Annotated in this window: 23 protein-coding genes; all 23 read right to left on the bottom strand. The window is 51.3% G+C overall.

Going from position 1 to position 26397, the window contains the following annotated elements:
* Positions 1-83: 83 nt before the first annotated feature.
* On the bottom strand, positions 84-530 hold the full coding sequence (dut, locus tag A7K91_RS07235) for a dUTP diphosphatase (RefSeq protein ID WP_068681160.1): 447 nt from the start codon (positions 528-530) through the stop codon (positions 84-86).
* Complete coding sequence (locus tag A7K91_RS07230) at positions 511-1776, bottom strand: M16 family metallopeptidase (protein WP_068681158.1); 1266 nt, start codon at positions 1774-1776, stop codon at positions 511-513. The genes dut and A7K91_RS07230 overlap by 20 nt, the downstream gene beginning before the upstream one ends.
* Before the next feature lie 53 nt (positions 1777-1829).
* Positions 1830-2834, bottom strand: coding sequence for a polysaccharide deacetylase family protein (locus A7K91_RS07225; protein WP_068681156.1), 1005 nt, complete (start codon positions 2832-2834; stop codon positions 1830-1832).
* Between the two features lie 162 nt (positions 2835-2996).
* Positions 2997-5099 (bottom strand): polyribonucleotide nucleotidyltransferase, encoded by a 2103-nt coding sequence (gene pnp, locus A7K91_RS07220; protein WP_068681154.1) that lies wholly within the window; start codon positions 5097-5099, stop codon positions 2997-2999.
* Between the two features lie 103 nt (positions 5100-5202).
* Positions 5203-5472 (bottom strand): 30S ribosomal protein S15, encoded by a 270-nt coding sequence (gene rpsO / locus A7K91_RS07215; RefSeq protein ID WP_068681152.1) that lies wholly within the window; start codon positions 5470-5472, stop codon positions 5203-5205.
* A gap of 171 nt (positions 5473-5643) precedes the next feature.
* Positions 5644-6597: a bifunctional riboflavin kinase/FAD synthetase gene (locus A7K91_RS07210; protein WP_068681150.1), complete on the bottom strand. Its 954-nt coding sequence runs from the start codon at positions 6595-6597 to the stop codon at positions 5644-5646.
* An 89-nt stretch (positions 6598-6686) separates the two neighbouring features.
* Positions 6687-7598, bottom strand: a complete 912-nt coding sequence (gene truB / locus A7K91_RS07205; protein ID WP_068681148.1) for a tRNA pseudouridine(55) synthase TruB — start codon at positions 7596-7598, stop codon at positions 6687-6689.
* A 3-nt stretch (positions 7599-7601) separates the two neighbouring features.
* Positions 7602-8591, bottom strand: coding sequence for a DHH family phosphoesterase (locus A7K91_RS07200; protein ID WP_068681146.1), 990 nt, complete (start codon positions 8589-8591; stop codon positions 7602-7604).
* The gene (gene rbfA / locus A7K91_RS07195) at positions 8588-8944 is read right to left on the bottom strand and encodes a 30S ribosome-binding factor RbfA (RefSeq protein ID WP_068681143.1); all 357 of its coding nucleotides are present in this window, start codon (positions 8942-8944) and stop codon (positions 8588-8590) included. Before rbfA ends, A7K91_RS07200 begins: the two co-directional genes overlap by 4 nt.
* Positions 8945-8950: 6 nt before the next feature.
* The gene (gene infB, locus A7K91_RS07190) at positions 8951-11596 is read right to left on the bottom strand and encodes a translation initiation factor IF-2 (protein WP_425415649.1); all 2646 of its coding nucleotides are present in this window, start codon (positions 11594-11596) and stop codon (positions 8951-8953) included.
* 40 nt (positions 11597-11636) lie between these two features.
* Complete coding sequence (locus A7K91_RS07185) at positions 11637-11990, bottom strand: L7Ae/L30e/S12e/Gadd45 family ribosomal protein (protein WP_068681139.1); 354 nt, start codon at positions 11988-11990, stop codon at positions 11637-11639.
* Positions 11980-12291: an RNase P modulator RnpM gene (rnpM, locus tag A7K91_RS07180; protein WP_068681137.1), complete on the bottom strand. Its 312-nt coding sequence runs from the start codon at positions 12289-12291 to the stop codon at positions 11980-11982. The genes A7K91_RS07185 and rnpM overlap by 11 nt, the downstream gene beginning before the upstream one ends.
* Before the next feature lie 24 nt (positions 12292-12315).
* Positions 12316-13413, bottom strand: a complete 1098-nt coding sequence (gene nusA, locus A7K91_RS07175; RefSeq protein WP_068681135.1) for a transcription termination factor NusA — start codon at positions 13411-13413, stop codon at positions 12316-12318.
* A gap of 36 nt (positions 13414-13449) precedes the next feature.
* Positions 13450-13911, bottom strand: a complete 462-nt coding sequence (gene rimP, locus A7K91_RS07170; RefSeq protein ID WP_068681133.1) for a ribosome maturation factor RimP — start codon at positions 13909-13911, stop codon at positions 13450-13452.
* A gap of 168 nt (positions 13912-14079) precedes the next feature.
* Entirely contained in the window at positions 14080-18390 is a 4311-nt protein-coding gene (locus tag A7K91_RS07165; protein WP_245697307.1) for a PolC-type DNA polymerase III, read from the bottom strand.
* Between the two features lie 64 nt (positions 18391-18454).
* Positions 18455-19903, bottom strand: coding sequence for a proline--tRNA ligase (gene proS / locus A7K91_RS07160; protein WP_068681129.1), 1449 nt, complete (start codon positions 19901-19903; stop codon positions 18455-18457).
* An 11-nt stretch (positions 19904-19914) separates the two neighbouring features.
* Positions 19915-21177, bottom strand: a complete 1263-nt coding sequence (gene rseP, locus A7K91_RS07155; RefSeq protein ID WP_068681127.1) for an RIP metalloprotease RseP — start codon at positions 21175-21177, stop codon at positions 19915-19917.
* A gap of 146 nt (positions 21178-21323) precedes the next feature.
* Entirely contained in the window at positions 21324-22463 is a 1140-nt protein-coding gene (locus tag A7K91_RS07150; RefSeq protein WP_068681125.1) for a 1-deoxy-D-xylulose-5-phosphate reductoisomerase, read from the bottom strand.
* A 71-nt stretch (positions 22464-22534) separates the two neighbouring features.
* Entirely contained in the window at positions 22535-23329 is a 795-nt protein-coding gene (locus tag A7K91_RS07145; RefSeq protein ID WP_068681322.1) for a phosphatidate cytidylyltransferase, read from the bottom strand.
* A 28-nt stretch (positions 23330-23357) separates the two neighbouring features.
* Positions 23358-24122, bottom strand: a complete 765-nt coding sequence (locus tag A7K91_RS07140) for an undecaprenyl pyrophosphate synthase (protein WP_068681123.1) — start codon at positions 24120-24122, stop codon at positions 23358-23360.
* 154 nt (positions 24123-24276) lie between these two features.
* A complete protein-coding gene (gene frr / locus A7K91_RS07135) occupies positions 24277-24831 on the bottom strand; it encodes a ribosome recycling factor (RefSeq protein WP_068681121.1) in 555 nt (184 codons plus the stop codon).
* Positions 24831-25559 carry a UMP kinase gene (pyrH, locus tag A7K91_RS07130; protein ID WP_068681320.1) on the bottom strand — a complete coding sequence of 243 codons (729 nt, stop codon included), beginning with the start codon at positions 25557-25559 and terminating at the stop codon, positions 24831-24833. The genes frr and pyrH overlap by 1 nt, the downstream gene beginning before the upstream one ends.
* A gap of 104 nt (positions 25560-25663) precedes the next feature.
* Positions 25664-26314, bottom strand: a complete 651-nt coding sequence (gene tsf / locus A7K91_RS07125) for a translation elongation factor Ts (protein ID WP_068681119.1) — start codon at positions 26312-26314, stop codon at positions 25664-25666.
* Positions 26315-26397: the final 83 nt, after the last annotated feature.

Below are 26397 nucleotides of genomic sequence, written 5' to 3'. Positions count from 1 at the left end.
AAAAAGCCGCGTTTCCCGGCTGTCTGAACGACAGCATGATAAACGCGGCTCTTTTACTTTATGAAAAAACAATCATTCCGTTTTTACTTGACGCCCGTATGGCCAAAGCCGCCGGCTCCTCTTACAGTATCGGGAAGCTCCTCTGCTTCCACAATATCCACCTGCGGAACTTCATGAAAGACCATTTGGGCGATTCGCTCGCCTCTTGTAATGACAAACGGCTCCTGGCCGTGATTAATCAACAGCACTTTAACCTCCCCGCGATAATCCGCATCAATGGTGCCCGGCGAGTTCAACGACGTTATGCCGTGTTTAAAGGCCAAGCCGCTGCGAGGACGAATTTGCGCCTCCAGATTTGCCGGCATAGCCATGGCAAAGCCGGTTGGAATCAATTTTCGCTCGCCAGGGTTCAGCGTTACGGGTTCTCCAACTGCAGCCTGCAGGTCAAAGCCTGCTGCCCACTCCGACATTTTACGCGGCAACTGAATATCTTCATTGCCTTCAAGCCGCTTAAACAGAACGTGATACAAATTGGTCCCTCCTTAGTCCGGAAGCATCTTTATCACTATTGCCCACCATTGCAACCGCAAATGGCTGGGACAATATTCTCCGGGTTACTTCCTGTATATCCTCCATTGTTACATTGTCGATTCGGGCAAGAAGCTCATCCAGCGTATAATGGCGTCCAAGCATAAGCTCGTTTTTGCCGATACGGTTCATCCGGCTGCTGGTGCTTTCCAGGCTGAGGATTAGAGATCCCTTCAATTGCTCCTTGCCCCGGAAAAGCTCCTCCTCGGAAAGACCTTTAACAGAAAGCTCTCCAAGCTGCTCCATCGTGAGCTCCAGCACTTCCTTCGTTTGTTTGGGAGCTGTGCCCGCATAAATCGTAAACAAGCCGGAATCCGCATAGCCCATATGATAGGAATAGACGGAATATGCAAGACCGCGTTTTTCTCTGATTTCCTGGAACAAGCGGGAGCTCATGCCGCCGCCAAGCGCGTTATTCAGTAAAATCATCGCGTAAAGCTTGGCATCTTTATTGGAGCAGCCCGGGAATGACAGGCAAATATGATTTTGCTCCGTCTTCTTTTTGTAAAAAATAGAATTGCCCTGGAATGTCGGCGCATCCGGAACAATGGGAGCGTTATGCCGGGAGAAACCGCCAAAATGCTTTTCCAGCAGCTCAAGAATCGCTGCCTCCTCAATATTTCCGGCTACGCTGATCACGACATTTTCTATCGTATAGCGTTCGTTTATGTAGGCTCTAAGCGTATCGGCATTCATAGCCGAAAGGCGCTCTTCCAGTCCCAATATGGAATAAGCCAAGGGATGATCGCCAAATGCAGCTCGGGAGGCTTCATCGTGAACCTTATCATCCGGCGTATCCTCATACATCGAAATCTCTTCCAAAATAACGTTTTTTTCCTTCGCCAGCTCCCCTTCATCCAGCTGCGAATGAAAAAACATATCGGCTAACGCGTCAACGGCAATGGGCAAATGCTGATCCAGCACCTTGGCGAAGTAGCATGTATATTCCTTGGAGGTAAATGCGTTGACATTTCCGCCAATGCCATCAAACAAATCGGCAATATCCTTAGCAGAACGGTCGGCCGTTCCTTTAAAAAGCATATGTTCGATAAAATGGGAAATCCCGTTATTGTCCTTTGTTTCATGGCGCGATCCCGTTTTGACCCAAATGCCGAAGGAAACGGACCTTACCGTAGGTATGTATTCCACAACGACCCGAAGTCCATTGCTAAGATTGTATTTATTCACCAAGCGTCCTCCTATAAGTGCGTGTTCAAAAAGTCCTGAATGATATCACTATATCAGAATCTCCCTATCCCCTCAACATTGGGGGCCATCCGGGCTGACGATAATGTTTCCCCTACCGTACCTATGCCGTAGCCTTTACGTTTCGCTGCTGCTATCATGCCAGGCAGCGCTTCGCTGGAGGACGCGGTGGGATGCATCAGAATCAATGCCCCGGGTTCCAGCTTCCGGTCGATTTTGGCAACGATGGATTCTGGAGAAGGCTTCTTCCAGTCAATGGTGTCGATCGTCCATAATACCGTGTACAGCCCCATTTCACGAGCAACTTGAACGGTTGTTCCATTGAAGGAGCCGGAGGGTGGCGCAAACCATTGATTTTTTACGTCAAGCTTCTCTTTAAGCAATGTTTCCGTTCTGCTGATTTGCTTGTATTGCTCGCTGCGGCTTAATGCCGCCATATCGGGATGAGAGTAGGCGTGATTGGACAGCTCATGCCCCTTTGCCGCGATTTGCTCCGCCAGCTCTATGTTTTTGGCTAACCAGCTTCCATCCAGAAAAAATGTCGCTTTTACATTTTCCCGCTCCAGCGTTTCCAATATTCCGGGCAAAAATTCGTTGCCCCATGCCACATTGATCATAAATGAAATCATGTTTTTGTCGGGATTACCTCTGTAGATAGGCTGAGCGCCTAGCTGCTGCAAGCCGATTCGGGGTTCAACCTCCTTGTATCGGTACGTTATTCCGCTTCCCCTTGGCGAGGCCAGCGTTTCCTGGTAGGTCTTTTCGATATCCACCTCAAGGCCGTTGTACCCCGGTATAGCGCGCCAAACCCGGTCGATCCGGGCATCAACAGGCGGGACCCTGCTGCTCTCCGCATGTTGCACAATCGTATTATACAGCTCCAGCTTGTCTTCCTCGGTCAATAATGGAGCGGCAAGCACCGTTGTTGCGTCGCTATTCTTCACCGTGGCGATAAAGGAGCTTACATCCCCGTTGATTTTAATAAAAACAAGCAGCATAAGCATACTGGCAGCAATTACGGTTGCTTTGCGCAAAAACATGATCTCCACTCCCGATCGGCAGCTTGGGTCTGCTGCGCTTGTCTCTTACGATCAAGTTTATGAAGGAGCGGACAAGAATATAACTTCGGCAAAAAGCAGGGAACAGCAAAAAGAGACAGATGGACTCTGACTCTTCGGCAAATCTGTATGTTTTTGGGGCAATTAGGATTGGCTTGTCTCAGGGGCTGTCAGCAGTACTTTGCGCGACAGGTTGACACGGCCTTGCTGATCGATTTCAGTAACCTTAACGGTAATTTGATCGCCAATTTTAACAACGTCCTCGCATTTAGCTACACGATCCGTTGAAAGCTGCGAAATGTGAACCAAACCGTCTTTGTTAGGAAGAATCTCAACAAATACGCCAAACTTTTCGATTCTCTTAACGGTGCCAAGGTAAACCTCTCCAACAACAACTTCCTTCACAATGCCTTCGATAATGGACTTGGCTTTTTGGTTCATCTCTTCGTTAGAGGAAGCGATAAACACCATGCCGTCCTGCTCGATATCGATTTTTACGCCGGTTTCTTCAATAATTTTATTGATGATTTTGCCGCCTGCTCCAATAACGTCGCGGATTTTGTCCGGATTGATGCGAAGCGTCAAAATTTTCGGAGCGTATTTGGACAGGTTGCCGCGCGGCTCTTTGATAACTTCAAGCATTTTGCCAAGGATGTGTAAACGTCCAAGACGGGCTTGCTCCAGCGACTGCTGCAAAATGCTGCGGTCGATGCCATCAATTTTGATATCCATCTGGATAGCCGTTACGCCTTCTGCCGTACCCGCTACCTTGAAGTCCATATCGCCCAGATGATCTTCCATCCCCTGAATATCAGACAAAATGGAGAAGTGGTCTCCGTCTTTAATCAGACCCATCGCAATACCTGCAACTGGCGCTTTGATCGGAACGCCTGCGTCCATCATGGCAAGCGTACTTGCGCAAATGCTGGCTTGCGAAGTGGAGCCGTTGGATTCCAGCACCTCGGACACTAAACGAATAGCATACGGGAACTCGGCTTCCGATGGAATGACTTTGGACAATGCCCTTTCGCCAAGCGCGCCATGACCGATTTCTCTACGGCCTGGAGGACGGAGCGGTCTTGCTTCGCCTACGCTGAACGGCGGGAAATTGTAGTGATGCATAAACCGTTTTGTTTCTTCCGGCGAAATGCCGTCCAGAATTTGTACATCGCCCATGGCGCCCAGTGTACAGATGCTAAGCGCTTGTGTTTGTCCACGCGTGAACAAGCCGGAGCCGTGTGTGCGCGGTAAAATGGCAACGTCGCATTCAATAGGACGAATTTCATCCAAAGCGCGGCCATCAGGACGAACCTTGTCATGTGTAATCAAACGGCGAACCTCTTCTTTAACGATGTCGTACAATACTTCCTTCACATCGCCAAGCAATTCAGGAGTCTCCGCATATTGCGCTTCAAAATGAGCGACGGCCTCGCTGTTAACCGCGTCAATCGCTTCCTGGCGGGCATGCTTTTCAGGGATGCGAATAGCTTCCTGAAGACGCGCGGATGCAAAGGCGCGAACCGCAGCATCCACTTCAGCGTTAACGCTATGAAGCTTGACGGCCATTTTTTCTTTGCCTGCAGAAGCTTGCAGCTTGTTGATCGTTTCCACGATGCCTTTGATTGCATCATGACCAAACATAATGGCTTCCAGCATCACTTCTTCAGATACTTCATCAGCTTCGGCTTCCACCATCATGATAGCGTCTTTTGTTCCAGATACGACAACAAAAATGTCGCTTTGCTCCTCTTGCTCAACCGTCGGGTTAATGACAAACTCCCCGTTAACGCGTCCTACTACGACACCGCCGATCGGGCCGCTGAAAGGCACATCGGAAATAGTCAGAGCAGCGGAAGTGCCAATCATAGCGGCGATTTCAGGCGAGCAATCCTGATCAACGCTCATAACGATATTGGCGATTTGCACATCATTCCGGAAACCTTCCGGGAATAGCGGACGAATAGGCCTGTCCGTCAAACGGCTGGACAAAATCGCCTTTTCGCTTGGACGTCCTTCCCGCTTGATAAAGCCGCCCGGAATTTTACCTACGGCATACATACGTTCCTCATAGTTTACAGTCAACGGAAAAAAATCCAGGTCCTTGGGCTCCGTTGAAGCTGTGACGGTACACAAAATAACCGTTTCCCCATATCTCACGGTAACGGCTGCGTTTGCTTGCTTCGCCAAGCGGCCTGTTTCCAAAATTAACGGCCGTCCGCCCAACGTCATTTCAACACGATCCATCATGTACGTAAATCCCTCCTTTTCCTATTGCAAAAAGCAACCCGATACCCCCTTGTCCAGTTTATCTGGACGGAAGGACAATCAGGTTGCTTTTCACTACCCATGCTTAACGGCGCAAGCCGAGTTTTTCAATCAATGCGCTGTAACGTCTAACGTCTTTGTTCTTCAGGTATGCCAACAGCTTACGGCGTTGACCTACCATCTTGAGCAAACCACGGCGGGAATGATGATCCTTCTTGTGTGTCCGCAAATGATCAGTCAAGTTAACAATGTTTTCCGTAAGGATAGCAACTTGAACCTCAGGGGACCCTGTGTCGCTTGCATGCGTCTTGTGAGTCTCGATCAGTTCTTGCTTGCGTTCTTGAGTGATAGCCATCCTTGTTCACCTCCTTCATTATAATCGCCATTGGCCTCGCCGCCGTCGGTGAGAACGATCAACCAAGCCAAGGTTCAATGTACGGCTTCTCCATTGCAAAACAATGGTAATCAGCCGCAACCTCAAATATCATAGCACATATAAATCCCAATGTACAGCGGCGGCGCCTGATTATTGCAAATGCTGATCCAGCCAGGCCTCCGCCGTATCCCGATCCAGCGCGATTTGGGCGATCAATTCGGCCGCAGAAGAAAATTTCCGCTCCGCCCGAATGAAATGCCTAAACTGTATGCTCATGCTCTGATCGTAAATTTCACGGCTGAAGTCAAAAAGATGGGCTTCCATAACCGGTTTGATTTCGCCGGCATTAAAGGTTGGCTTCATCCCGAAATTCAACACTCCGCCATATTGCTCGCCATCAACCCGTGCGGTGATCGCATATACGCCTAGCCGGGGCTGAACATATGAGCCGTCAAGCTCCAGGTTTGCGGTTGGAAAACCAATCGTACGCCCTCTTTTGTCGCCATGCACAACAACGCCGCATACTTCGTAGGGTCTTCCTAGAAGCATATTGACCACTTCCAGATCGCCTTGGCCAAGCGCTTCCCGCACGCGGGTGCTGCTGACCTTCTGGTTCTCCAGATGGAACGGCTCCACGATATTTACGGTAATGGAGGGGCTGCAAAGCTCCATCAGCGTCTCCGCCTTGCCCGCTCCCTTGCTGCCAAACGTAAAATCAAAACCAACAACGGCATGGCGGGCGCCAAGCGGCTCCAGGACGCAATCCACAAATGACTTTGGGGGAAGCGCCGCAAATTCGCGGTCGAATTTCATAATGTACACGATTTCCACGCCAAGCTTGGCAAACTGCTCCATCTTAACTCGGGGCGGCGTCAGACAGCTGAAATAATGCTGTCCATGACCCAATACTTCTTTGGGATGGGGAGAAAAGGTTAACACCGCGGGCGTCAAGCCACGTTCCTTGCCTGCAGTAACCGCACGCGCAATAACGTCCTGATGACCGCGATGTACGCCGTCAAAATGGCCGATGGCCATGGAAAGCTGCTTATTTCCTTCTCCTGACTCCGTTTTGGAAAGCGGATAAGAGATATGAATGATTTCCACAGATGACACACCTGCATTCCCTGAGTGACCATGACGGGGAAGATTGCTCATCCATCTCCCGCAGGCCATACGTATTATGAGAAAATCTCTTAAGGTAAAAATACTTTGACGGGTACAAACAGCCCTGCTTCAACATCACTGCGGTAAATGCCGAGAAAGGCGCCATTCCCGTCATACAGACGGATTAGGCCTTCATGAAAGAGGGCTTCTGTCACAGCGGCGCTATCAAGCGGCAGCTTTTGTCCCAATAAAGCCTTTTTGGCAGCCCAAGGGCTGACCGTGCCGGACGGGATATGGGAAATCCCTTGATCGGCTGGAATTAAATGCTTCTCAAGCTCGCCCGCTTCCGCAAGCTCTTGAATGTTCTCCAGTGTTAGACAGCTTTCCGCCGTTATGCCGCCCGACATGGTGCGAACCAGCTTCGCCATCGTAGCCGGCAGCTCCAGGGCCTTGCCTATATCCACACATAATGTCCGAATATAAGTTCCTTTGGAGCAAACGACCGAAAAAGCAATTTCAGGCTGCTCCATATCCAGCTTTGCATTCACCAGCCGAATTTCGTGAATGGTCACCTCTCTGGACTTTCTCTCCACCTGCTTGCCTTCCCGAGCCAGCTCGTACAAACGTTTCCCATCCACCTTGACAGCCGAAAACATGGGAGGCACCTGCTGAATGGTTCCTTGGAACCGCGCCAGCACCTCCTGTATTTCCCCTTGCGTCAATGGACGGACGGGACGCTGCTCAATGATTTGACCGGTCATATCCTCCGTGTCGGTTGAGAGACCCAGCTTCAACACCGCTTCATAGGCTTTTGGCCGATCCTGGATATATTCCACAACACGGGTGGAACGACCCAGACAAAGCGGCAGCACGCCTGTAACCATAGGGTCCAGCGTTCCGGCGTGGCCAATTCGCTTCAAGCGGAGAATTCGCCGGACTTTTGCGACAACGTCATGCGATGTCCAGCCCTCCGGCTTCCAGACTGCCAGAATTCCGTCCATGAATTAAATCAACGCCTTTCTTACTGCCTCCACCATCGCTGACATGGCCTCTTGCAGGGGCCCTTCCAAGCGGCAGCCTGCCGCGCGGACATGTCCGCCGCCGCCAAAGGTTTGGGCAATGGCCGCTACATCCGCTTTGCCGGCGGAGCGCAAGCTCGCTTTAACCGAACCATCCTCAGCTTCCTTGAACAAAATGCCAACCTCGACGCCATCCACATTGAGAGCATAATTAACGATGCCCTCCAGATCCTCCGGCACCGCGCCAATTTCGCTTAAATCGTTTCGGGTGACATAAAGCCAGCCGATCTCCAAATTGTCGCTAAACACAAGTCGACTTAGCGTAGTTTGCAATAAGCGAAGCTTGGCAATGGTCATTCGTTCAAGCAGCAAATCGGCAAGCTGGCTGCCGGAAACCCCTAAGGCCAGCAAATTAGCTGCAATTTCCATTACCCGCGGACTTGTATTGGAGTAGCGGAAACCTCCCGTATCCGTCAGCAAGCCGGTGTAAATGGCTGTAGCGCAATCCAGATCCGGGACAAAGCCTGCCCGCAGAATTAAATCATACAGAATTTCAACTGTTGCCGCCGCATGAGGAACGATAACGTTCACCAAACCAAACGCATCGTTTGTGGGATGGTGATCAATATTCAATATTTCCGCTTGCGGAGCAAACAGCGCGCTCGTTGCGCCTACCCTGCGGAAGTCCGCGCAATCCACTGTTATAACGGCATCAAAGGAGCCCTCAAACGGGGACTCCTTTAATACCTTGATGTCCTGGTAGCGATACAAATAGTCCAGCCTGGACGGAAGCGGGCTTTCATTAACTAGAACAAAAGTTTTGCCAAGCCGTTCCAGCAGCCAAGACACCGCCGCGGCAGAGCTGATGGCATCGCCGTCAGGCTGTACATGCGAAACGACAAGGAAGGAAGAATGTTTCCCAATAAAAGCCAATGCGTCATCCAGCTGCTTGTTGTACGTTTCGGCTTCTGTCACTTGTCGCCGTTCCCTGTATTAATGCTTTCCAGCAGTGATTCAATTCGGCTGCCGTATTCGATGCTGCTGTCGAATTTAAACAGCAGCTCCGGCGTGTGGCGGAGCTTCATCCGCTTGCCAAGCTCGGAGCGCAGGAAGCCGGTTGCGCTGGCCAGCGCTTTGAGCGTAGCTTCCTTCTGCTCGTCGTTGCCAAGCACGCTCAGATAGATGCGCGCTTGAGACAAATCGCTTGTTGCTTCAACGCCGGTAACCGTAATAAAGCCTATACGCGGGTCTTTGAGCTCCGCTTGAATAATCTGGCTCAATTCCTTTTTAATTTGCTCGCTTACTCTTCCGACACGTATCTTTGCCATGCTTTATCACCTCTCTACCGTTTCCATGACGAAGGCCTCAATCATATCTCCTTCTTTAATATCGCTAAAGCGCTCCAGCGTTATACCGCATTCGTAGCCCTGAGCCACTTCCTTGGCGTCATCCTTGAACCGTTTCAGGGAATCAACCTTGCCTGTATAAACGACGATTCCGCTGCGTACTATGCGAGCTTCAGCCGAACGTGTAATTTTACCATCAACAACCATACAGCCCGCAATTGCGCCAACCTTGGTTACTTTAAACACGTTCCGAACCTCGGCATGGCCGATAACAACTTCCTTGTAGATCGGATCAAGCATACCCTTCATCGCTTGCTCGATCTCGTCAATTACGTTGTAAATAACGCGGTGCATGCGAACGTCAACCTTTTCCTGAGCAATGGTTGCCTCAGCCTGCGGATCAGGACGAACGTTAAAGCCAATCACGATAGCGTTGGATGCCGAGGCCAGAATAACGTCGGATTCCGTGATGGCGCCTACGCCGGTATGAATGATTTTAACGCGAACGCCTTCGATATCGATTTTGGCCAAGGAGCCTTTAAGAGCCTCGGCAGAGCCCTGCACGTCGGCTTTAATGATAACGTTGAGGTCCTTGATTTCGCCCTCTTTGATATGATTGTACAGATCGTCAAGCGTAACGCGCGTATTGGCGCCCATCTCCGATTGACGATGCTTGATCGCGCGGCGATCAGCGATTGCGCGCGCTTTGCGCTCATCTTCAAATACCATAAACGGATCGCCCGCAAGAGGCACTTCCGTCAAGCCGGTAATTTCCACTGGAGTGGAAGGGCCCGCTTCCTTCATGCGGCGTCCGCGGTCGTTGACCATAGCGCGCACGCGGCCAAAGCAGTTGCCCGCAACAAACGCGTCTCCAACTTTAAGCGTTCCGTGCTGAACCAGAATCCGTGCAACCGGGCCTTTGCCCTTGTCGAGCTCGGCTTCAATAACCGTTGCCCGGGCGCGTTTGTTAGGATTCGCCTTATATTCATTCACTTCTGCAACCAGCAGAATCATTTCCAGAAGCGTTTCAAGTCCGATTCGCTGTTTGGCGGAAACCTCTACAAAAATGGTATCGCCGCCCCACTCTTCAGGAACCAGCTCGTATTCGGTCATTTCCTGCTTGATTTTATCCACATTGGCTTCAGGCTTATCGATTTTGTTAACAGCAACAATGATTGGAACGCCCGCTGCTTTAGCATGGTTGATGGCTTCCACCGTTTGCGGCATGATGCCGTCGTCGGCTGCAACTACGATAATGGTAATATCCGTTACCTGTGCGCCACGCGCCCGCATCAGCGTAAACGCTTCGTGGCCCGGGGTATCCAGGAACGTAATTTTTTTGTGGTTGATTTCGACCTGATACGCCCCGATATGCTGGGTAATGCCGCCTGCTTCGCCGCTGGATACATTCGTTTTGCGAATAGAATCCAGCAACGTTGTTTTACCATGATCGACGTGACCCATAATGGTAACAACCGGAGGACGGCTCATCAAATCTTCTTCCTCGTCCGTCTCTTCAACGGTTTCGAACGTGTCCTCTTCAACCGGAATTTTCACTTCGACCTCAACGCCGTATTCGCTTGCGAGCAGCAAAATCGCGTCCATGTCGATTTCCTGGTTGATGGTCGCCATAACGCCCAGGAACAACAGCTTTTTGATAACCTCGGATGCGTCTTTATGAAGCAGCTTGGCCAGCTCGCCAACCGTCATAGTGCCGCGGACAATAATTTTTTTCGGTGTATTGTCGATTTTTTCCCGTGGCGGAGATTGCTGCTGCTTGCCTCTGCCTTTGCCGCCTCGGTTGCTGTTTCTTCCAAAACCGCCGGAGCGGCCGTCCTCGAAGCGTTTTTGTCCGTTTCCGCCTCTTGCTTTGTCCTTGCCGAAGTCTGAGCCTGTGCGCGGCTGCGAACCTCTGGAATCAAAGCTGCGGCTTTGTCCTTGCGAAGGAGCTGATGCCGAACGATTTCCTGCACCGCCGGAAGCTGCGCCGCCGCCTTGGCCGGTGCGATTTTGTCCGCCGCCGCCAAAGGAACGGTTTTGACCGCCGCTGCCGCTATTGCCGCCTTGGCCAAAGCCCGAACGTTGTCCGGAGCCGCCTTGACCTGCCGGACGGCTTCCTCCTTGACCGCCTGTCGGGCGATTGCCGCCTTGGCTGCCCTGTGGACGATTGCCTGAACCAGTACCTTGTCCGCTGGAAGCAGGACGGCTGCCTTGGCTTGATCCGTTGCGGCTGGCTCCTTGACTGCCCTGCGGACGATTATTTCCTTGACCTTGACCGCCGCTGCGGTTCTGGCCTTGACCTTGTCCTTGACCTGCGGGCCGTTCGCCCTGCTGTGGTCTTGACTCACGTTGCTGTGCTGTTGGTTGTGTTGGAGTTTTCGTATTAATAGAGTTCATTGTCCCCTGTCCGTCTTGAGTTGTATTTTGAGTTGCGCTTTGCTCTGGCCGAGGCTTCGCACTCGACGATGCCGATGCTGTGCCGCTTTCCTGAGCTCGTTTTGCCGCTGCGTTTGCCTTGATGTCGCGGAAAAACCCTTCTACTTTATGCACCATTTCATTTTCCATAACGCTCATATGGTTATTGACGGGCAAGTTAAGGCGTTTCAAAATCGTTATAATTTCCTTGCTGCTCATATTAAGGGATTTTGCGTATTCGTAGACACGCAGCTTGTCTTTATTGTCCTTGCTCTCCTGTTTGTTGCTCAATAGAATCCACCTCCGTATTTTGGCTCAGATGATGTGAGATCATTTTTCCGAATTGCACATCCGTAACGGCCAGCACTACGCGCTCGGACTTGCCAATCGCCTTTCCAAGCTGTTCACGGTGAAATGCCTCGGCGAGTTGTATTCCGTAGGTGCCGCATTTATCTGCGAACTTTTTTTTGGTATTATCAGAAGCGTCCTGCGCGATGATAACCAGATGCGCCTTGCGCCCGCGCACGGCTTTCAATACGATTTCATCGCCGGTTATAAGCTTCCCCGCACGCATGGCCATGCCAAGCATCGACAGCGCTTTGTTAGGCTTCATCCTGATCCAGCTCCTTTGCAGCTAAAAACTCGTCCTCTACTGCTGCAAACTGGTTCTCCAGGCTGTCGTAGATGTCATCGCCAACGGGCAGCTTAAGCGCCCGATCAAGCGCCTTGCTCTTCCGTGCCAACTTGAAGCAGCTTGCCTTGCCGCACAAGTAGGCGCCGCGTCCGGCTTTTTTTCCCTTGAGGTCGATTTCCACCTCGTCGGACGGTGTCCGCACGACCCGAATGAGCTCCCTCTTCGGCATCATCAATTGGCAAGCTACGCATTTGCGAAGCGGCACTTTCCTCGGTCTCATGTCGCACCCTCCTCAAGCAAGCCGCTAGTCGATGGAGATGGAATCCTGATGCATCGTGCCCGATGCCGTTTTTGGACGGCCGTACTCCTGCTCGGCTTGCGTTTCGCTTTTAATATCAATTTTCCAGCCAGTCAGCTTGGCGGCAAGGCGGGCGTTTTGCCCTTTGATGCCGATAGCAAGCGAAAGCTGGTAATCCGGCACGATGACACGCGCCATTTTTTCGGCTTCAAAAACAATAACCTCCACCACTTTGGACGGGCTCAGCGCATTGGCCACGTATTCCTCTACGTTTTCGGACCAGCGCACGATGTCGATTTTTTCGCCCTTCAGCTCGGTGACGATGGTCTGGACGCGAATCCCCTTTTGGCCAACGCAGGAGCCTACAGGATCAACCTCATCGTTGCGGGAATGAACCGCGATTTTGGAGCGGAAGCCGGCTTCGCGGGCAACGGAGCGGATTTCCACCACGCCGTCATAAATTTCCGGAACCTCCAGCTCGAACAGACGCTTGAGCAGGCCAGGATGGGTGCGGGACATAATAATTTGCGGTCCCTTGGTTGTATTCTCCACCTTCGTAATAAAGGCTTTAATGCGATCGCCGTGCTTGAACTTGTCAGTCGGCATCATTTCGGTAAGCGGCAGCACCGCCTCAACCTTGCCCAGATCAACAAACAGGTTGCGAACGTCTTGACGCTGCACGATTCCGTTGACAATATCCTCTTCCTTGTCGATAAAAGCGTTGTAGACCAAGCCGCGCTCCGCCTCGCGAATACGCTGCATGACCACCTGCTTTGCCGTTTGCGCCGCAATACGTCCGAAATCGCGAGGCGTTACCTCGATTTCCGCGATATCATCGATCTGATAATGCGGGTTGATTTCTCTGGCCGCTTCCGCCGCAATTTCAAGACGCGGATCAAGCACCTCATCCACAACCGTTTTACGAGCATAAACCCGAATAACGCCAGTGTAGCGGTTAATGTCGACTCTCACATTTTGCGCAGTGTTGAAGTTGCGCTTATAACTCGAAATCAATGCAGCCTCAATCGCTTCAAGCAGCACTTCCTTGGCTATTCCCTTGTCTCTTTCGATTTCTTGCAAGGCTTCAATAAAATCCATACTCATTGGAATGCCGTTCCCCCTTTCATAATAGAAACCATGTTAAAATACGACGGCCAAACGGGCGCTGGCTACCTTGCTGTACGGAACGGACACTTTTTTCTTTCCTTCCTCCACAACGACAACATCGTCTTCGAAAGAAAGCAGCCGTCCTTCAAACTCCTTGGCTCCGCCAACCGGCTCATACGTCGTTATAAAAACATGCTTGCCAACCGCCTTGCGCACATCTTCCGGTTTCTTGAGCGGCCTTTCGGCGCCGGGCGACGACACCTCCAGAAAATAAGCTCCGGAGATGGGATCGTTTTTATCCAGCATTTCGCTGACATATTCGCTTATGCGCCCGCATTCGTCAATGTCAATGCCGCCGTCCTTATCTACGAAAATACGCAGAAACCAGTTGCTGCCTTCCTTGATATATTCGATATCGACCAGTTCAAAGCCATTGTCATTGAGGTAAGGCTGCACCATGTCCTCAATGGCGGATTTGATTTTGGATGTGCTCAACTTGAATGAACCTCCTGTTTGTGGCTGCGCCGTGCGCAACGTATAATACCGCAATACAAAACGTAAAGAGTGGGTTTCCCCACTCTTCTGCATCAACATTCTATCCCCATCATTGCCACAAAAATTATATCATAATCGTAAAATCCTTACAAGAAATGATTTCTAGTTCTAAAACAACGATAACTGGTTGGATTCCGGCAAGCCCCGGAAACAGCCCATGCCGCTCAGCACCTCAATGATTGTTTTGGTCGCTTTGGACTTCATCTGGAAGTCCTCGATCGACAGAAACTCGCCTTCCTCCCTTGCCGCCGCTATATTGCGCGCGGCGTTATCGCCAATGCCGGCAATCGCTGCAAACGGAGGAATCAGGCTGTCGCCGTCCACCTGAAACTTGGTTGCATGAGAACGGTACAGATCAATCGGCTTGAAGGAAAAACCCCGCGCCGTCATTTCAAGCGACATCTCAAGCTGGGAGGTCATCGCTTTTTCCTTCGGCGTTGCGCTGAAGCCTTTGCCTTCGATTTCAATCAGCTTGCGCAGGATGGCGTCATAACCCTGGCACAGCAGCTCCAAATCGAAATCATCGGCCCGGACGGTAAAGTAGGTCGCGTAATATTCAATAGGATAATACAGTTTAAAAAAGGCCGTCCGTACAGCGGAAATAACATAAGCGGCGGCGTGCGCCTTCGGAAACATATACTCGATGCGCAAACAGGAATCAATATACCATGCGGGCACCTTGCAATTTTTCATTTCCTCGATCCACTCCGGCGTGAGACCTTTGCCCTTCCGCACGCTTTCCGTTATTTTGAAGGCAAGCCCGGCATCCATTCCGGCTTTATAAATGAGGTAAAGCATAATGTCGTCGCGGCAGCCGATTACGGTTTTGATGTTGCAGGTGCCATTTTTGATCAATTCCTGCGCATTGCCAAGCCAAACGCCGGTACCATGCGACAAGCCCGAAATTTGCAGCAGGTCGGCAAAGGAAGAAGGCTGGGTTTCCTGAAGCATCTGGCGCACGAACTTGGTGCCCATCTCCGGCACGCCGTAGGTTGCAACTGCCGAACGAATTTTCTCCGGAGCTACCTCCAGCGCCGTCGTAGAGTTGAACATGCTCATTACTTTGGGATCGTTCATCGGGATGGTTGTGGGATCAACGCCCGTCAAGTCCTGAAGCATCCGCATCATCGTGGGATCGTCATGTCCCAGTATATCGAGCTTGAGCAGATTTTCATCAAAGGCGTGGTAGTCAAAATGGGTCGTTTTCCACTCTGCGCTAGTATCGTCTGCCGGATACTGAACCGGCGTAACATCCTCCACCTCGATATAATCCGGCACAACCACAATTCCGCCGGGATGCTGGCCCGTACTGCGCTTGACGCCCGTGCAACCGCTGGCCAGACGCGCCAGCTCCGCGCCGCGCCATTTTTTCTGATGCTCTTCCTCGTACTTTTTGGCAAAGCCGTAGGCCGTTTTTTCCGCAACCGTACCGATCGTTCCGGCCCTGTAAACGTTTTTCTCTCCGAACATTTCCTTCGTAAAATTATGGGCGATAGGCTGGTATTCCCCCGAAAAGTTCAAGTCAATATCGGGAACCTTGTCGCCCTTGAAGCCCAGGAAGGTTTCGAACGGTATATCTTGTCCTTCGCCCTTCATCGGCTTGCCGCAATGAGGACAAAGCTTGTCCGGCAAGTCAAAACCGCTTGGCACGCTGCCGTCCAGAAACCATTCGCTGTGCTTGCATTCCGGATTTTTGCACAAATAATGCGCCGGAAGCGGATTTACCTCCGATATGCCCAGAAACGTCGCAACGACCGAGGAGCCTACAGAACCCCGCGAGCCAACCAGATAACCGTCGCGATTGGACTTTTTAACCAGCTTTTCGGAAATGAGATAGTTGGCCGAAAAGCGGTATTTAATGATCGGAACGAGCTCCTTCTCCAGCCGGTCAATAACAACCTGCGGCAGGTCTTCCCCATACATCGCTTTTGCCGTTCCATAGCAGGTGCTGCGGATTTCCTCGTCCGCCCCTTCAATATTCGGCGTAAAAAGCTCCTTCGGAAACATGTCGTACGTTTCAAAGCGTTCCGCCAGCTCGGAGGTATTTGTAACAACAACCTGATAGGCCCGCGCTTCGCCAAGGAAGCTGAATTCCTGAAGCATTTCTTCAGTTGTGCGGAAATGCGCCTCCGGCTTGCGCATAGCTTTGAGCGGACTAAAGCCCGTTATGCCGTGAATCGTAATATCCCGGTACATTTTGTCCCTTGGGTTCAGATAATGGACATTGCCCGTTGCAATGACAGGCTTGCCAAGACTGTCTCCGATTTCGCAAATCCGGCGCATTGCGCCTTCCAGCTCCGCTCTGCTGCCCACCAGCCCTTTTTCAACCAAATGCATGTAGAAGTCCAGCGGCTGGATTTCCAGCACATCGTAAAATTCGGCAACCTCCGTCGCTTCCTCCTGCGATTTGTTCAGCACCGTTTCGAAAAACTCGCCTTTTTCGCAGCCGGATATAACGAGAAGGCCTTCTCTCAGCTCCTTCAGCTTGCTTTTCGGAATGGTGGCGACTTTTTTGAAATAATCGGTATGGGATAAGGAAATCAGCTTAAACAGATTTTTTTTGCCCGCCGCATTAAGTGCGTAAATGTTGCAGTGGAACGGCCTCGCATTGGAAAGGTCCAGGCCGACATAATCGTTTAGCTGCTCCAGATTGCGGATATTGCGTTCCGCCGCATCTCCAATAAGTCCAAACAAAACGCCGCCCAGCGCTACGGAGTCGTCAACAGCGCGGTGATGGTTTTCCAGGCTGATCTTGTATTTATCCGACAACGTATTGAGTCGATGGTTTTTCATCGTTGGATGGAGAAATCTCGCCAGCTCCAACGTATCCAGCACCGGGTTTTGCACCTCGGGCAAACCTATCGCTTTGCAGTTCGCCTGGATAAACCCGATATCAAACCGCGCGTTGTGGGCCACCAGGATGTCGTCGCCGATATAGTCCACAAACTCGCGAAGCTTTGGCTCAAGCTCCGGCGCGTCCTTTACCATATCATCGTTAATGTTGGTTAATTGCTGAATGTGATACGGTATTTTTTCGTGCGGGTTAATGAAGGTCGAGAAGCGGTCCACTTCCTTGCCATTCCTCATCCGGACGCCCGCCAATTCGATAATTTTGTTGTTCACAACGGAAAGACCCGTTGTCTCAATATCGAATACGATGTAGGTAGCGTCGGCCAGCACCGCAGAGCGAGGATTAAGCACCATCGGCACCGCGTCGTTAACGACATTGGCCTCCACTCCAAATAAAAGCTTCATGCCATGTTTTTTAGCCGCTTTTACGGCGTCGGGAAAACACTGAATGTTGCTGTGATCCGATACTGCAATGGCTTTATGGCCCCACTTGGCAGCCGTTTTTACATACTCTCCGATTGGCGTTACCGCATCCATGGTGCTCATCGTGGTGTGAAGATGGAATTCAACGCGCTTTTCCTCTGCGTTATCCATCCGGTCCTTGGGTGCGCGCACCTCGTGCAGGTCGTTTGGCATCATAACAAGCTCGGGTTCCTGCATAAAGCGGTCGTATTCGATGCGGCCGCGCGCTTTTACCCATTTGCCATTGGACAGCTGGGACAGGACCTTGACGTCGTCTTTTGTTTTGGCAAACATTTTCATGGCGACCGAGTCCGTAAAGTCCGTCACATTAAATATAAACAATGTGCTTCCATTGCGAAGCTCTTTGACGTCCAGGCCAAATACCATGCCCTGCACCGTTATTTTCTTTTCTTCATCCTGTATATTCATAAGCGGAACGGGCTCTTCGCGAATATCGTAGCCAACTGCCAGCGGCACTGCGTCCTCGCCTTCCGGCCCCGGCTCCGGAGCTTCAGCGGCGCTTTCTGCCATTAGCTGCTGGACGGCTTCCCGTTCTTCCTGCTCGATTTTCTGCATGAATTGATCATAAACTTCCTGGCGCGCTTCGCCAGCCGTCAGGCTGACCCTGCAATCACGTTCGAAATGGCGTTTATAAAATGAAATAATAGCTTGATCAACCGACTTCCTCTTGGCAAGCTCCAGCCCTGTGGCATCCAGCAGCGACAAGGTAATCGCATTGCCTTGCGCCTCCATGGAGGCTTTTGTCAGCCAGCCGTTAACGGAGGACATTTCACGCTGCGCCCACTCCAGAAACAGCGGCCAATACTGCAATAATATATTTTCCGTTTCTACAACGTCGTCATATTTAAGCACAAACGATACGGCGGCGATATGCTGAAACTTGTTGCGCACCGCCTGGCAAAAGCCGTTAAAGGCCTGTAAAGGAACCATGGACGTTTTGCTTATGCAAAACGTCCACTCCTGATTGGATTTGCCAACGATTACTTGATCTATTTCACCATCTTGAAAATAGCTCTGAACAAGCTCCAGCGGCAAGCCTGCCTGCTGCAGCAGAAGCTCGAAGCTTTCGCGTTTGGATAATTTCAATGCGATTTCACCCCTTGTTCAGTTTACAGCCCTGTATTAGCATAGGCGTGTTTGCAATCATGCCCTAATAGGCGCGGGCAAACACAACGGTATGTTTGGCTTTGTCTCCGCATACCAGGCAGTTGGATTTATGGGTGGAAGGATTAAAAGGAATGTTGCGGCTTGTCGCGCCCGTTTCTTCCTTCACCTGCTTCTCGCAGGCCTCCGAGCCGCACCAGCCCGCCTCGACAAAGCCGCGCTGCTCCTCAAGAAAGCCCTTCATCTCGTCCAGCGTATCGACAGAGCGGGAATTGTTTTCCCGGAAGCTTTTGGCTCTGTTGTACATTTCCGCGTGCGTTTCATCCAACATTTTCTGAACTTCCGCAACAAGATCGGCCTGCTGTACGATCCGTTTTTCACCCGTTATGCGGGAAACCAGCACCACAACGCCATTTTCCATATCGCGTGGCCCAAGCTCCAGACGGAGCGGAACGCCGCGCATTTCATATTCATTAAACTTCCAGCCCGGTGAAACGTCGCTTCGATCGTCGACGCGAACGCGAACGCCGGCTTTTTTCAATTCGCTGTATAGCTCGTCCACTCGTCCAACGACAGCGTCGCGGGTTTTTGGAGGGCCGATCGGAATCATGATGACTTGCGTCGGCGCTACCTTTGGCGGCAAAGCCAAGCCGCGGTCGTCGCCGTGCACCATAATAAGCGCCCCGATCAAGCGGGTGCTGACGCCCCACGAGGTGGTGTGGGCAAATTGAAGCGTATTTTCGCGATCCAGAAACTTGATGTCAAACGCAACCGCAAACTTTGTCCCGAGGTAATGCGAGGTTCCCGCCTGAACCGCACGGCCATCCTTCATCATCGCCTCAATGGAATACGTATCAACTGCTCCCGCAAAACGCTCGGACGGCGTTTTTTCTCCCTTGATAACCGGAATCGCAAGGAAATCCTCTACAAAATCCGTATAGACCTGAAGCATTTGCATCGTTTCCTGACGCGCTTCTTCCTCTGTTTCATGAGCCGTATGGCCTTCCTGCCACAGGAACTCGCTTGTGCGCAGGAAAGGAAGCGTACGCTTTTCCCAGCGAACAACGTTAGCCCATTGATTAATGAGCAGAGGCAGATCGCGGTAGGATTGAATCCATTTGGCATACATATGGCCAAACATCGTTTCCGAGGTCGGACGGATAGCAAGACGCTCCTCCAGCTTTTCGCCGGCCGCCTCCGTCACCCATGGAAGCTCGGGATTAAAGCCTTCGACGTGCTCCTTTTCCTTCTGGAAAAAGCTCTCGGGAATAAACAGCGGAAAATAGGCGTTGCGATGTCCCGTTTCCTTAAAGCGTCTATCCAGATCGCGTTGAATGTTCTCCCATAGCTCATAGCCCTCAGGCCGAAAAACAATGCAGCCGCGCACGGGCGAATAATCCATTAATTCCGCTTTTTTGATGACGTCGATATACCATCTTGAAAAATCTTCGCTCTGCGGAGTGATTTCCGTTACAAAACCTTTTTCCTTAGACATGGGCTGGCCAGCTACTCCCCTCGTACTAAACGTAATATATCATTATAGGTTACTACCAGCATAAGCAGCATGAGCATCGCAAATCCGACAAAATGCACCATGCTTTCCTTGCTTGGGTCCAGCGGCCTTCTGCGAACCGCCTCAAGACCCAAAAAGATCAATCGGCTTCCATCCAGCGCCGGAATCGGCAGCAGGTTGAAAATACCAAGATACAGACTGAGAAGCGCGGTCCAGGATGTCAGCTGAACGATACCCTGTCTTGCAATTTCACTGGTTACTTCAGCCGTTCTGACAGGCCCGCCAATATCATCGAGCTTGAACTGCCCCGTAATCAACATTTTGAAGCCGTCAAAAATATATACGGTCATATCCTTCATGAGCGTGGCGGAGCGGGTTATCGTCTCGCCAAATGTCGCATTCCGAAGCTCATATTCCGGCGTTACGCCTATTTTCCCGATGCCCTTGTCATCGGCCAGCGGCGTTACGTTAAGCTGCATGCTTTGACCGTTTCGGATAATATCCAGCGTAACGGTTTTGTCGACTGACTTGCCAATTACATCTACCATCCGTCCAAAGTTGGTTCCGATCTCTTCGCCGTTAACGGCAACTAGAACATCGCCTTTCTGAAGCTGCACGCTTTCCGCCGGACTGCCGGAGGTTACGGAGCCTACCATCAGCTTTTCGGCAACGCCAGCCATCTGCACATAGGCGGCAAACAGAACAAACGCCAGAATGAAATTCATCATCGGTCCCGCAAAAATCGTCATGGCTCTATGGCGGAGCGGCTTACTGCCAAAGTGGCGGTCGATTGGCGCAACCTGCGTTTCCTTGCCTCTGGATATAACCAGAGCCTGCGGATTTACACTATAGCGCTCGCTGTCGCCCTCCACATTTAGCGTGATGCTCATTGCTCTTTCCAGATCAACGGCTTCCACCTCGCCTCTTACGGCGCCGCTGCGCTCGTCCAGGCGATCCAGGTAGATGCGAGTCACCTTGTCGTCCTTGAGCCGGACAGCCACCGTCTGGCCTTCCTGAACCTCAACGATTTCGGGGTCTTCGCCAGCCATCCGCACAAAACCGCCCGCCGGAATAAGGCGAAGCGTATAGCGCGTCTCTCCCCGCTTCACAGAGAGAAGCTTGGGTCCAAACCCGATCGCAAATTCGCGCACCAGAATACCGGCGCGTTTGGCAAAAAAGAAATGTCCCCATTCATGAATGGTCACAATAACAAAAAACACGAGTACGGTCATAAATACGACCTGAATTGTTCCCATGTATGGATTTCCTCCTGTTCGTTAAGGCCTGTACATAGATTATCATTATTCTCCCGCCCGAAACAAGAGAACCCCATTTTTGGATTCTGTATGCGCACCTGTTCCAAAAGTGTGCGGATTGCACTGCCGGAAAGCTGCCAATCTTTTTACCCTTTAGCCGCCGCCGAGCGCGCCCAGCCATCTGCCTCTTGAATGACGTCGAGTCCCGATACAGGAACGACAGTATGCCGCGCAATCGTAGTCTCCAGCACTCTTTCAATGTCCAGAAAAGAGATTTCCCCTTTCAGGAAGCGGGCGACCGCCACTTCATTCGCTGCGTTATAGACGGTCGGGGCCGTTCCGCCAAGCCGTCCGCATGCATAGGCCAGGGCAAGGCAAGGATAACGCTCCATGTCCATTTCGCGGAAGTTCAGCTTGCCAATGGCGGCAAGATCAAGTCTGTCCGCGCTTGAAGGATGACGCTCCGGATAAGTAAGAGCGTATTGAATCGGAACCCGCATATCCGGCATGCCAAGCTGGGCTACAATGCTATGATCGGTAAATTCCACAAACGAATGGATGATGCTTTCCGCATGGATTATTACGTTGATATCATCGTATGGCAAGCCAAACAGCCAATGGGCCTCAATCACCTCAAGCCCTTTGTTCACCATCGTTGCGGAATCAATCGTTATTTTTGCGCCCATGGACCAGTTGGGATGATTCAAGGCCTCCTGCACCGTGACGCCTTGAAGCTCGGCGCGGGTGCGGTCGCGGAACGAGCCGCCTGAGGCGGTTAGCGTAATGCTTTTGACGTCAGCCCGACGTTCGCCGTTCAGACATTGGAAGATGGCAGAATGCTCGCTGTCAACAGGCAAAATAGCAACGCCCCGCTGCTTGGCCCTGGCTATGACCAGCTCGCCGGCGGTCACCAGCGTTTCCTTATTGGCAAGCCCGATCGTTTTGCCAGCTTCAATGGCGGCCAATGTTGGCATGAGCCCCCTGCTGCCAACTATTGCCGTGATCACGATATCCGCTTCTCCAAAAGATGCGGCCTCCACCAATCCCTCTTCTCCATAAACAACAACAGTTCCGGGAGATACATGAAGCTTGACCTCGTCTGCCAGCTCTTTAGTCGCTACGCTAACGAGGGAAGGATGAAATTCCTTTGCCTGCGATATGAGCAGCTCGCTGTTGTTCCCCGCGGCCAGCGCAACCACCTGGAACCGTTCGGGGTTACTTCGCACAATATCAAGCGTTTGCGTTCCGACGGAACCTGTTGAACCAAGCAGTGCAATTTTTTTCACGATATAACCTCCAGGCTATGTATGGACTCACGCTGCTCGGCACTGAATGCTGAGCCGTTTGAACAAACCTGTCAAGCCGGAACGAGACCGGTTAGGAGCAGCAGCGGAAACACGATCAGCCAGCTGTCGCAGCGGTCAAGCACTCCGCCATGTCCCGGCAGGAGCTTGCCTGTATCCTTGATGTCACGCACCCTTTTGTAAGCGGATTGGATTAAGTCGCCAAACTGTCCGGCAACAGCCGCAACAGCGCCAATCAGCAAGGCTCGTCCAATACTTGCGCTATCCGGTCCAAGCAGCGCAAATGCAGCGCCTACGAGTAACGAAAGCACAACGCCGCCCAACGCGCCTTCTATAGTTTTGTTAGGGCTTATAGCCGGCCACAGCTTGGTGCGCCCGATCGCTTTCCCCGTAAAATAAGCTCCGATATCAGAGGCCCATATGCAGGAAAAGGAAAGAAACGTCCAGAACAAGCCATTGTTTTCAATAAGCCGCATGTTTATCATTGCCGCAAACCCAAATCCGACATAAACAACGCCAAGGAGCATCAGTCCTACGCCGTCAATCGTGATTTTGTTTTTGGTGATAACCGTTATGGCAAACATCAAAAACGCCAGCACCCATACCAAGGTTGACAATGGCGGCAATTGGACTCCCCATTGCGGCCAAGGCAGCACAAACAGCGCAACCCCGGCATACCCCAGCAATGCAAGAGGATGAAACGGCGAAACGCCATTCATTCTCACATATTCGGTAAAACCGATTATAGCTAAAAGAATAAGCAGTCCGGTATAAAACGCCCCTCCGGCAACGGTCAGAGCTACAAACAAGGCGCCAGCCAAAATTCCCGTTATTAGTCGCTGCTTCAAGTAAACGTCACACTCCATCAACTGCGTGCTATAAACCGCCGTACCTGCGCGCACGCCGCCCATATTCCGCTATGGCTTCATAAAAATGCTTTTCCGTAAATTCAGGCCAATAGACATCCGTAAACCACAACTCGCTGTAGGCCAATTGCCAGAGCATAAAATTGCTCAGGCGCAGCTCGCCGCTGGTGCGAATGAGCAAATCAGGGTCTGGCAGCGTAGTGGAGAGCAGATGGCGCTCCATTTCGGCGTCGTCGATATCCTCCGGCTTTAGCTTCCCGTCTCTTACATCTGCAGCAATAGCGCGGACAGCGTCCACCATCTCTGCGCGACTGCCGTAATTCAATGCGAAATTAAGGACAAGACCGGTATTATTCGCTGTTTTAACAACAGCTTCCTCCATTGCAGCAATAGTATGCGGCGGAAGCTCGCTGCGATACCCCATCATTCTGACTTGAACATTATTTTCAATAAGCTCTTCAAGCTCAATCTCCAGAAATTGCTGGGGCAGCTTCATTAAGAAGTCCACTTCGGCTTTGGGCCGTTTCCAGTTCTCCGTTGAAAAAGCGTATAAAGTCAAATATTTAACGCCAAGGTCATTTGCGGCTATCGTAACCCGTTTAACGGCTTTCATGCCGGAGTGATGGCCTGCCACCCGGGGCAATCCGCGCCCCTTCGCCCACCGGCCATTGCCATCCATTATGATGGCTACATGCTCCGGTACGTGTTGCAATGTCAGCGAATCGGCAGACGGCACGTCTTCCCGCCTTTGTTTGCCCCAAAAGCGCTTAATCATCCCGCTTCCTCCCAACACAAATGAGAAAACCCCTACCGCGCCTCCAATAAAGAAAGGCAACGTTTAGAGGCAAGTTTATCGCCAAGGTACATGCTGTATTGTATATGATAAAAGCGAACCCCACCTGACGGAGGGGCGGTAAAAATCAAACTTTTTAAACTTCCATAATCTCTTTTTCTTTGCTGGACAATACTTTTTCGACTTCGGCAATATATTTATCCGTCGACTTCTGGATGTCCTCTTGATGACGGCGAGATTCGTCTTCCGAAATTTCGCCTTTCTCCAGCTTTTTAATATCGTCGTTGGCGTCGCGGCGGATGTTGCGGATCGCAACCTTTGCTTCTTCGCCAAATTTCTTCGACTGCTTTACCAGGTCTGCGCGGCGTTCTTCCGTAAGCGGCGGTACCGAAATACGGATAGCGGAACCATCGTTGGAAGGCGTCAGCCCCAGATCCGATTTCAAAATCGCTTTTTCAATAGCGGATACAGAGGATTTGTCCCATGGCTGAATCATCAGCGTACGGGAATCCGGCGTATTGATGTTAGCCAACTGGTTAAGCGGCGTTTGAGCGCCGTAATATTCGACCTGCACCCGATCCAGAAGAGCCGGGCTAGCCTTGCCGGCACGCAGAGTAGCCAGATCGCGTCTCAATGCGCCAATGGCTTTTTCCATCCGTTCTTCAGCGCCTTTTTTGATGCTTTGCGGCATTATTTTGCACTCCCTTTTACGATTGTGCCGATTTTCTCTCCCAGCACAACCCGTTTAATATTGCCTTGCTCCGTAATGGAGAAGACGATAAGCGGAATATTGTTGTCCATGCACAACGACGATGCCGTTGAGTCCATTACCCCGAGGTTCCGGTTCAACATATCCATATAGGTAAGCTCTTCAAACTTTTCAGCCGTTTCATCCTTGAACGGATCGGCGGAATAAACGCCGTCCACCTTGTTTTTAGCCATCAGAATAACTTCGGCTTCAATCTCGGCAGCACGCAAGGCGGCCGTTGTATCGGTAGAGAAAAACGGATTTCCGGTCCCGGCTGCAAAAATGACAACCCGTCCCTTTTCCAGATGGCGGATGGCTCTCCGTCTAATATATGGCTCGGCAATTTGCTGCATCGCGATTGATGTCTGCACGCGCGTTGGCACATCAATTTGCTCCAGCGCATCCTGAAGCGCAAGCGAATTCATGACCGTCGCCAGCATGCCCATATAGTCGGCCGTTGCGCGGTCAATTCCTTTGGCCGAGCCGGCAATCCCTCTCCAGATATTGCCTCCGCCTACAACAATGGCAACCTCTACGCCCAGGTCAATGACTTCCTTCACTTGATTGGCAATCGATGAAATGACGGTTGCTTCAATGCCGTAGCCTTCCTGGCCGGACAACGATTCTCCGCTCACCTTCAGAACGATGCGTTTATATACTGGATGTTCCAACGTTTCTACCTCCATCATGCACCTCAAAAGCGAGGCTGTTCTTATTAAAGTTGATTCCAAAAAACAAGGCGGGGCGGACGCCCCGCCCCGCCTTTGCGATCGGATTAAAGTTTCGCTTGAGCCATAACCTCTTCAACGAAATTGTCGACTTTTTTCTCCAAACCTTCGCCAAGTTCATAACGAACGAAACGACGGATGCTGATGTTTTCACCGATTTTGCTGATTTTTTCGTTCAGCAGCTCGTTAATTGTTTTGTCCGGATCTTTAATGAAGGATTGCTCAAGAAGGCAATACTCTTCATAATATTTCGAGATGCGGCCTTCAACGATTTTTTCAACGATTTTTTCAGGCTTGCCTTCGTTCAGGGCTTGAGCCTTCAAAATTTCGCGTTCTTTGTCCAGCTCTTCGCCGGAAACTTCTTCGCGGCGAACGAACTTTGGATTAGCGGCGGCGATTTGCATAGCGATGTCTCTAGCAAATTCCTTGAACTGATCCGTTTTGGCAACAAAGTCTGTTTCGCAGTTCACTTCAACGATTACGCCAATGCGTCCGCCTGCATGAATATAAGATTCAACAACGCCTTCTGTCGCAATGCGTCCAGCTTTGTTAGCTGCTGCTGCAAGGCCTTTTTCACGAAGCAAAGCAACTGCTTTGTCGATGTCTCCGCCTGTTTCGTCGAGCGCTTTTTTGCAATCCAGCATGCCCGCTCCCGTTCTTTCGCGTAGTTCTTTTACTGCGCTAGCGCTTACTGCCATAAAAAAAACCTCCCGTTATTGTGAATCGTAATTTTGTTCAAAAAAAGGGTAGTGAGAGGTTTTCACCATCTGACCACCCTTTG

It is taken from the genome of Paenibacillus oryzae (assembly GCF_001675045.1).
In the GTDB taxonomy this organism is placed as follows: Bacteria; Bacillota; Bacilli; order Paenibacillales; family Paenibacillaceae; genus Pristimantibacillus; species Pristimantibacillus oryzae.
The sequence above is the reverse complement of the archived record's forward strand: the minus strand, read 5'-3'. Positions and strand labels throughout refer to the sequence as shown.

What these genes read in the sequence shown, in the direction of transcription:
- A7K91_RS07225 (WP_068681156.1), bottom strand. Translation starts at nt 2,834, where the DNA reads ATGTTTTTGCGCAAAGCAACCGTAATTGCTGCCAGTATGCTTATGCTG.
- pnp (WP_068681154.1), bottom strand. Translation starts at nt 5,099, where the DNA reads ATGATGGATCGTGTTGAAATGACGTTGGGCGGACGGCCGTTAATTTTG.
- rpsO (WP_068681152.1), bottom strand. Translation starts at nt 5,472, where the DNA reads ATGGCTATCACTCAAGAACGCAAGCAAGAACTGATCGAGACTCACAAG.
- truB (WP_068681148.1), bottom strand. Translation starts at nt 7,598, where the DNA reads ATGGACGGAATTCTGGCAGTCTGGAAGCCGGAGGGCTGGACATCGCAT.
- rbfA (WP_068681143.1), bottom strand. Translation starts at nt 8,944, where the DNA reads ATGGCAAAGATACGTGTCGGAAGAGTAAGCGAGCAAATTAAAAAGGAA.
- infB (WP_425415649.1), bottom strand. Translation starts at nt 11,596, where the DNA reads ATGAGCAGCAAGGAAATTATAACGATTTTGAAACGCCTTAACTTGCCC.
- A7K91_RS07185 (WP_068681139.1), bottom strand. Translation starts at nt 11,990, where the DNA reads ATGAAGCCTAACAAAGCGCTGTCGATGCTTGGCATGGCCATGCGTGCG.
- rnpM (WP_068681137.1), bottom strand. Translation starts at nt 12,291, where the DNA reads ATGAGACCGAGGAAAGTGCCGCTTCGCAAATGCGTAGCTTGCCAATTG.
- nusA (WP_068681135.1), bottom strand. Translation starts at nt 13,413, where the DNA reads ATGAGTATGGATTTTATTGAAGCCTTGCAAGAAATCGAAAGAGACAAG.
- proS (WP_068681129.1), bottom strand. Translation starts at nt 19,903, where the DNA reads ATGTCTAAGGAAAAAGGTTTTGTAACGGAAATCACTCCGCAGAGCGAA.
- rseP (WP_068681127.1), bottom strand. Translation starts at nt 21,177, where the DNA reads ATGGGAACAATTCAGGTCGTATTTATGACCGTACTCGTGTTTTTTGTT.
- A7K91_RS07140 (WP_068681123.1), bottom strand. Translation starts at nt 24,122, where the DNA reads ATGATTAAGCGCTTTTGGGGCAAACAAAGGCGGGAAGACGTGCCGTCT.
- frr (WP_068681121.1), bottom strand. Translation starts at nt 24,831, where the DNA reads ATGCCGCAAAGCATCAAAAAAGGCGCTGAAGAACGGATGGAAAAAGCC.
- tsf (WP_068681119.1), bottom strand. Translation starts at nt 26,314, where the DNA reads ATGGCAGTAAGCGCTAGCGCAGTAAAAGAACTACGCGAAAGAACGGGA.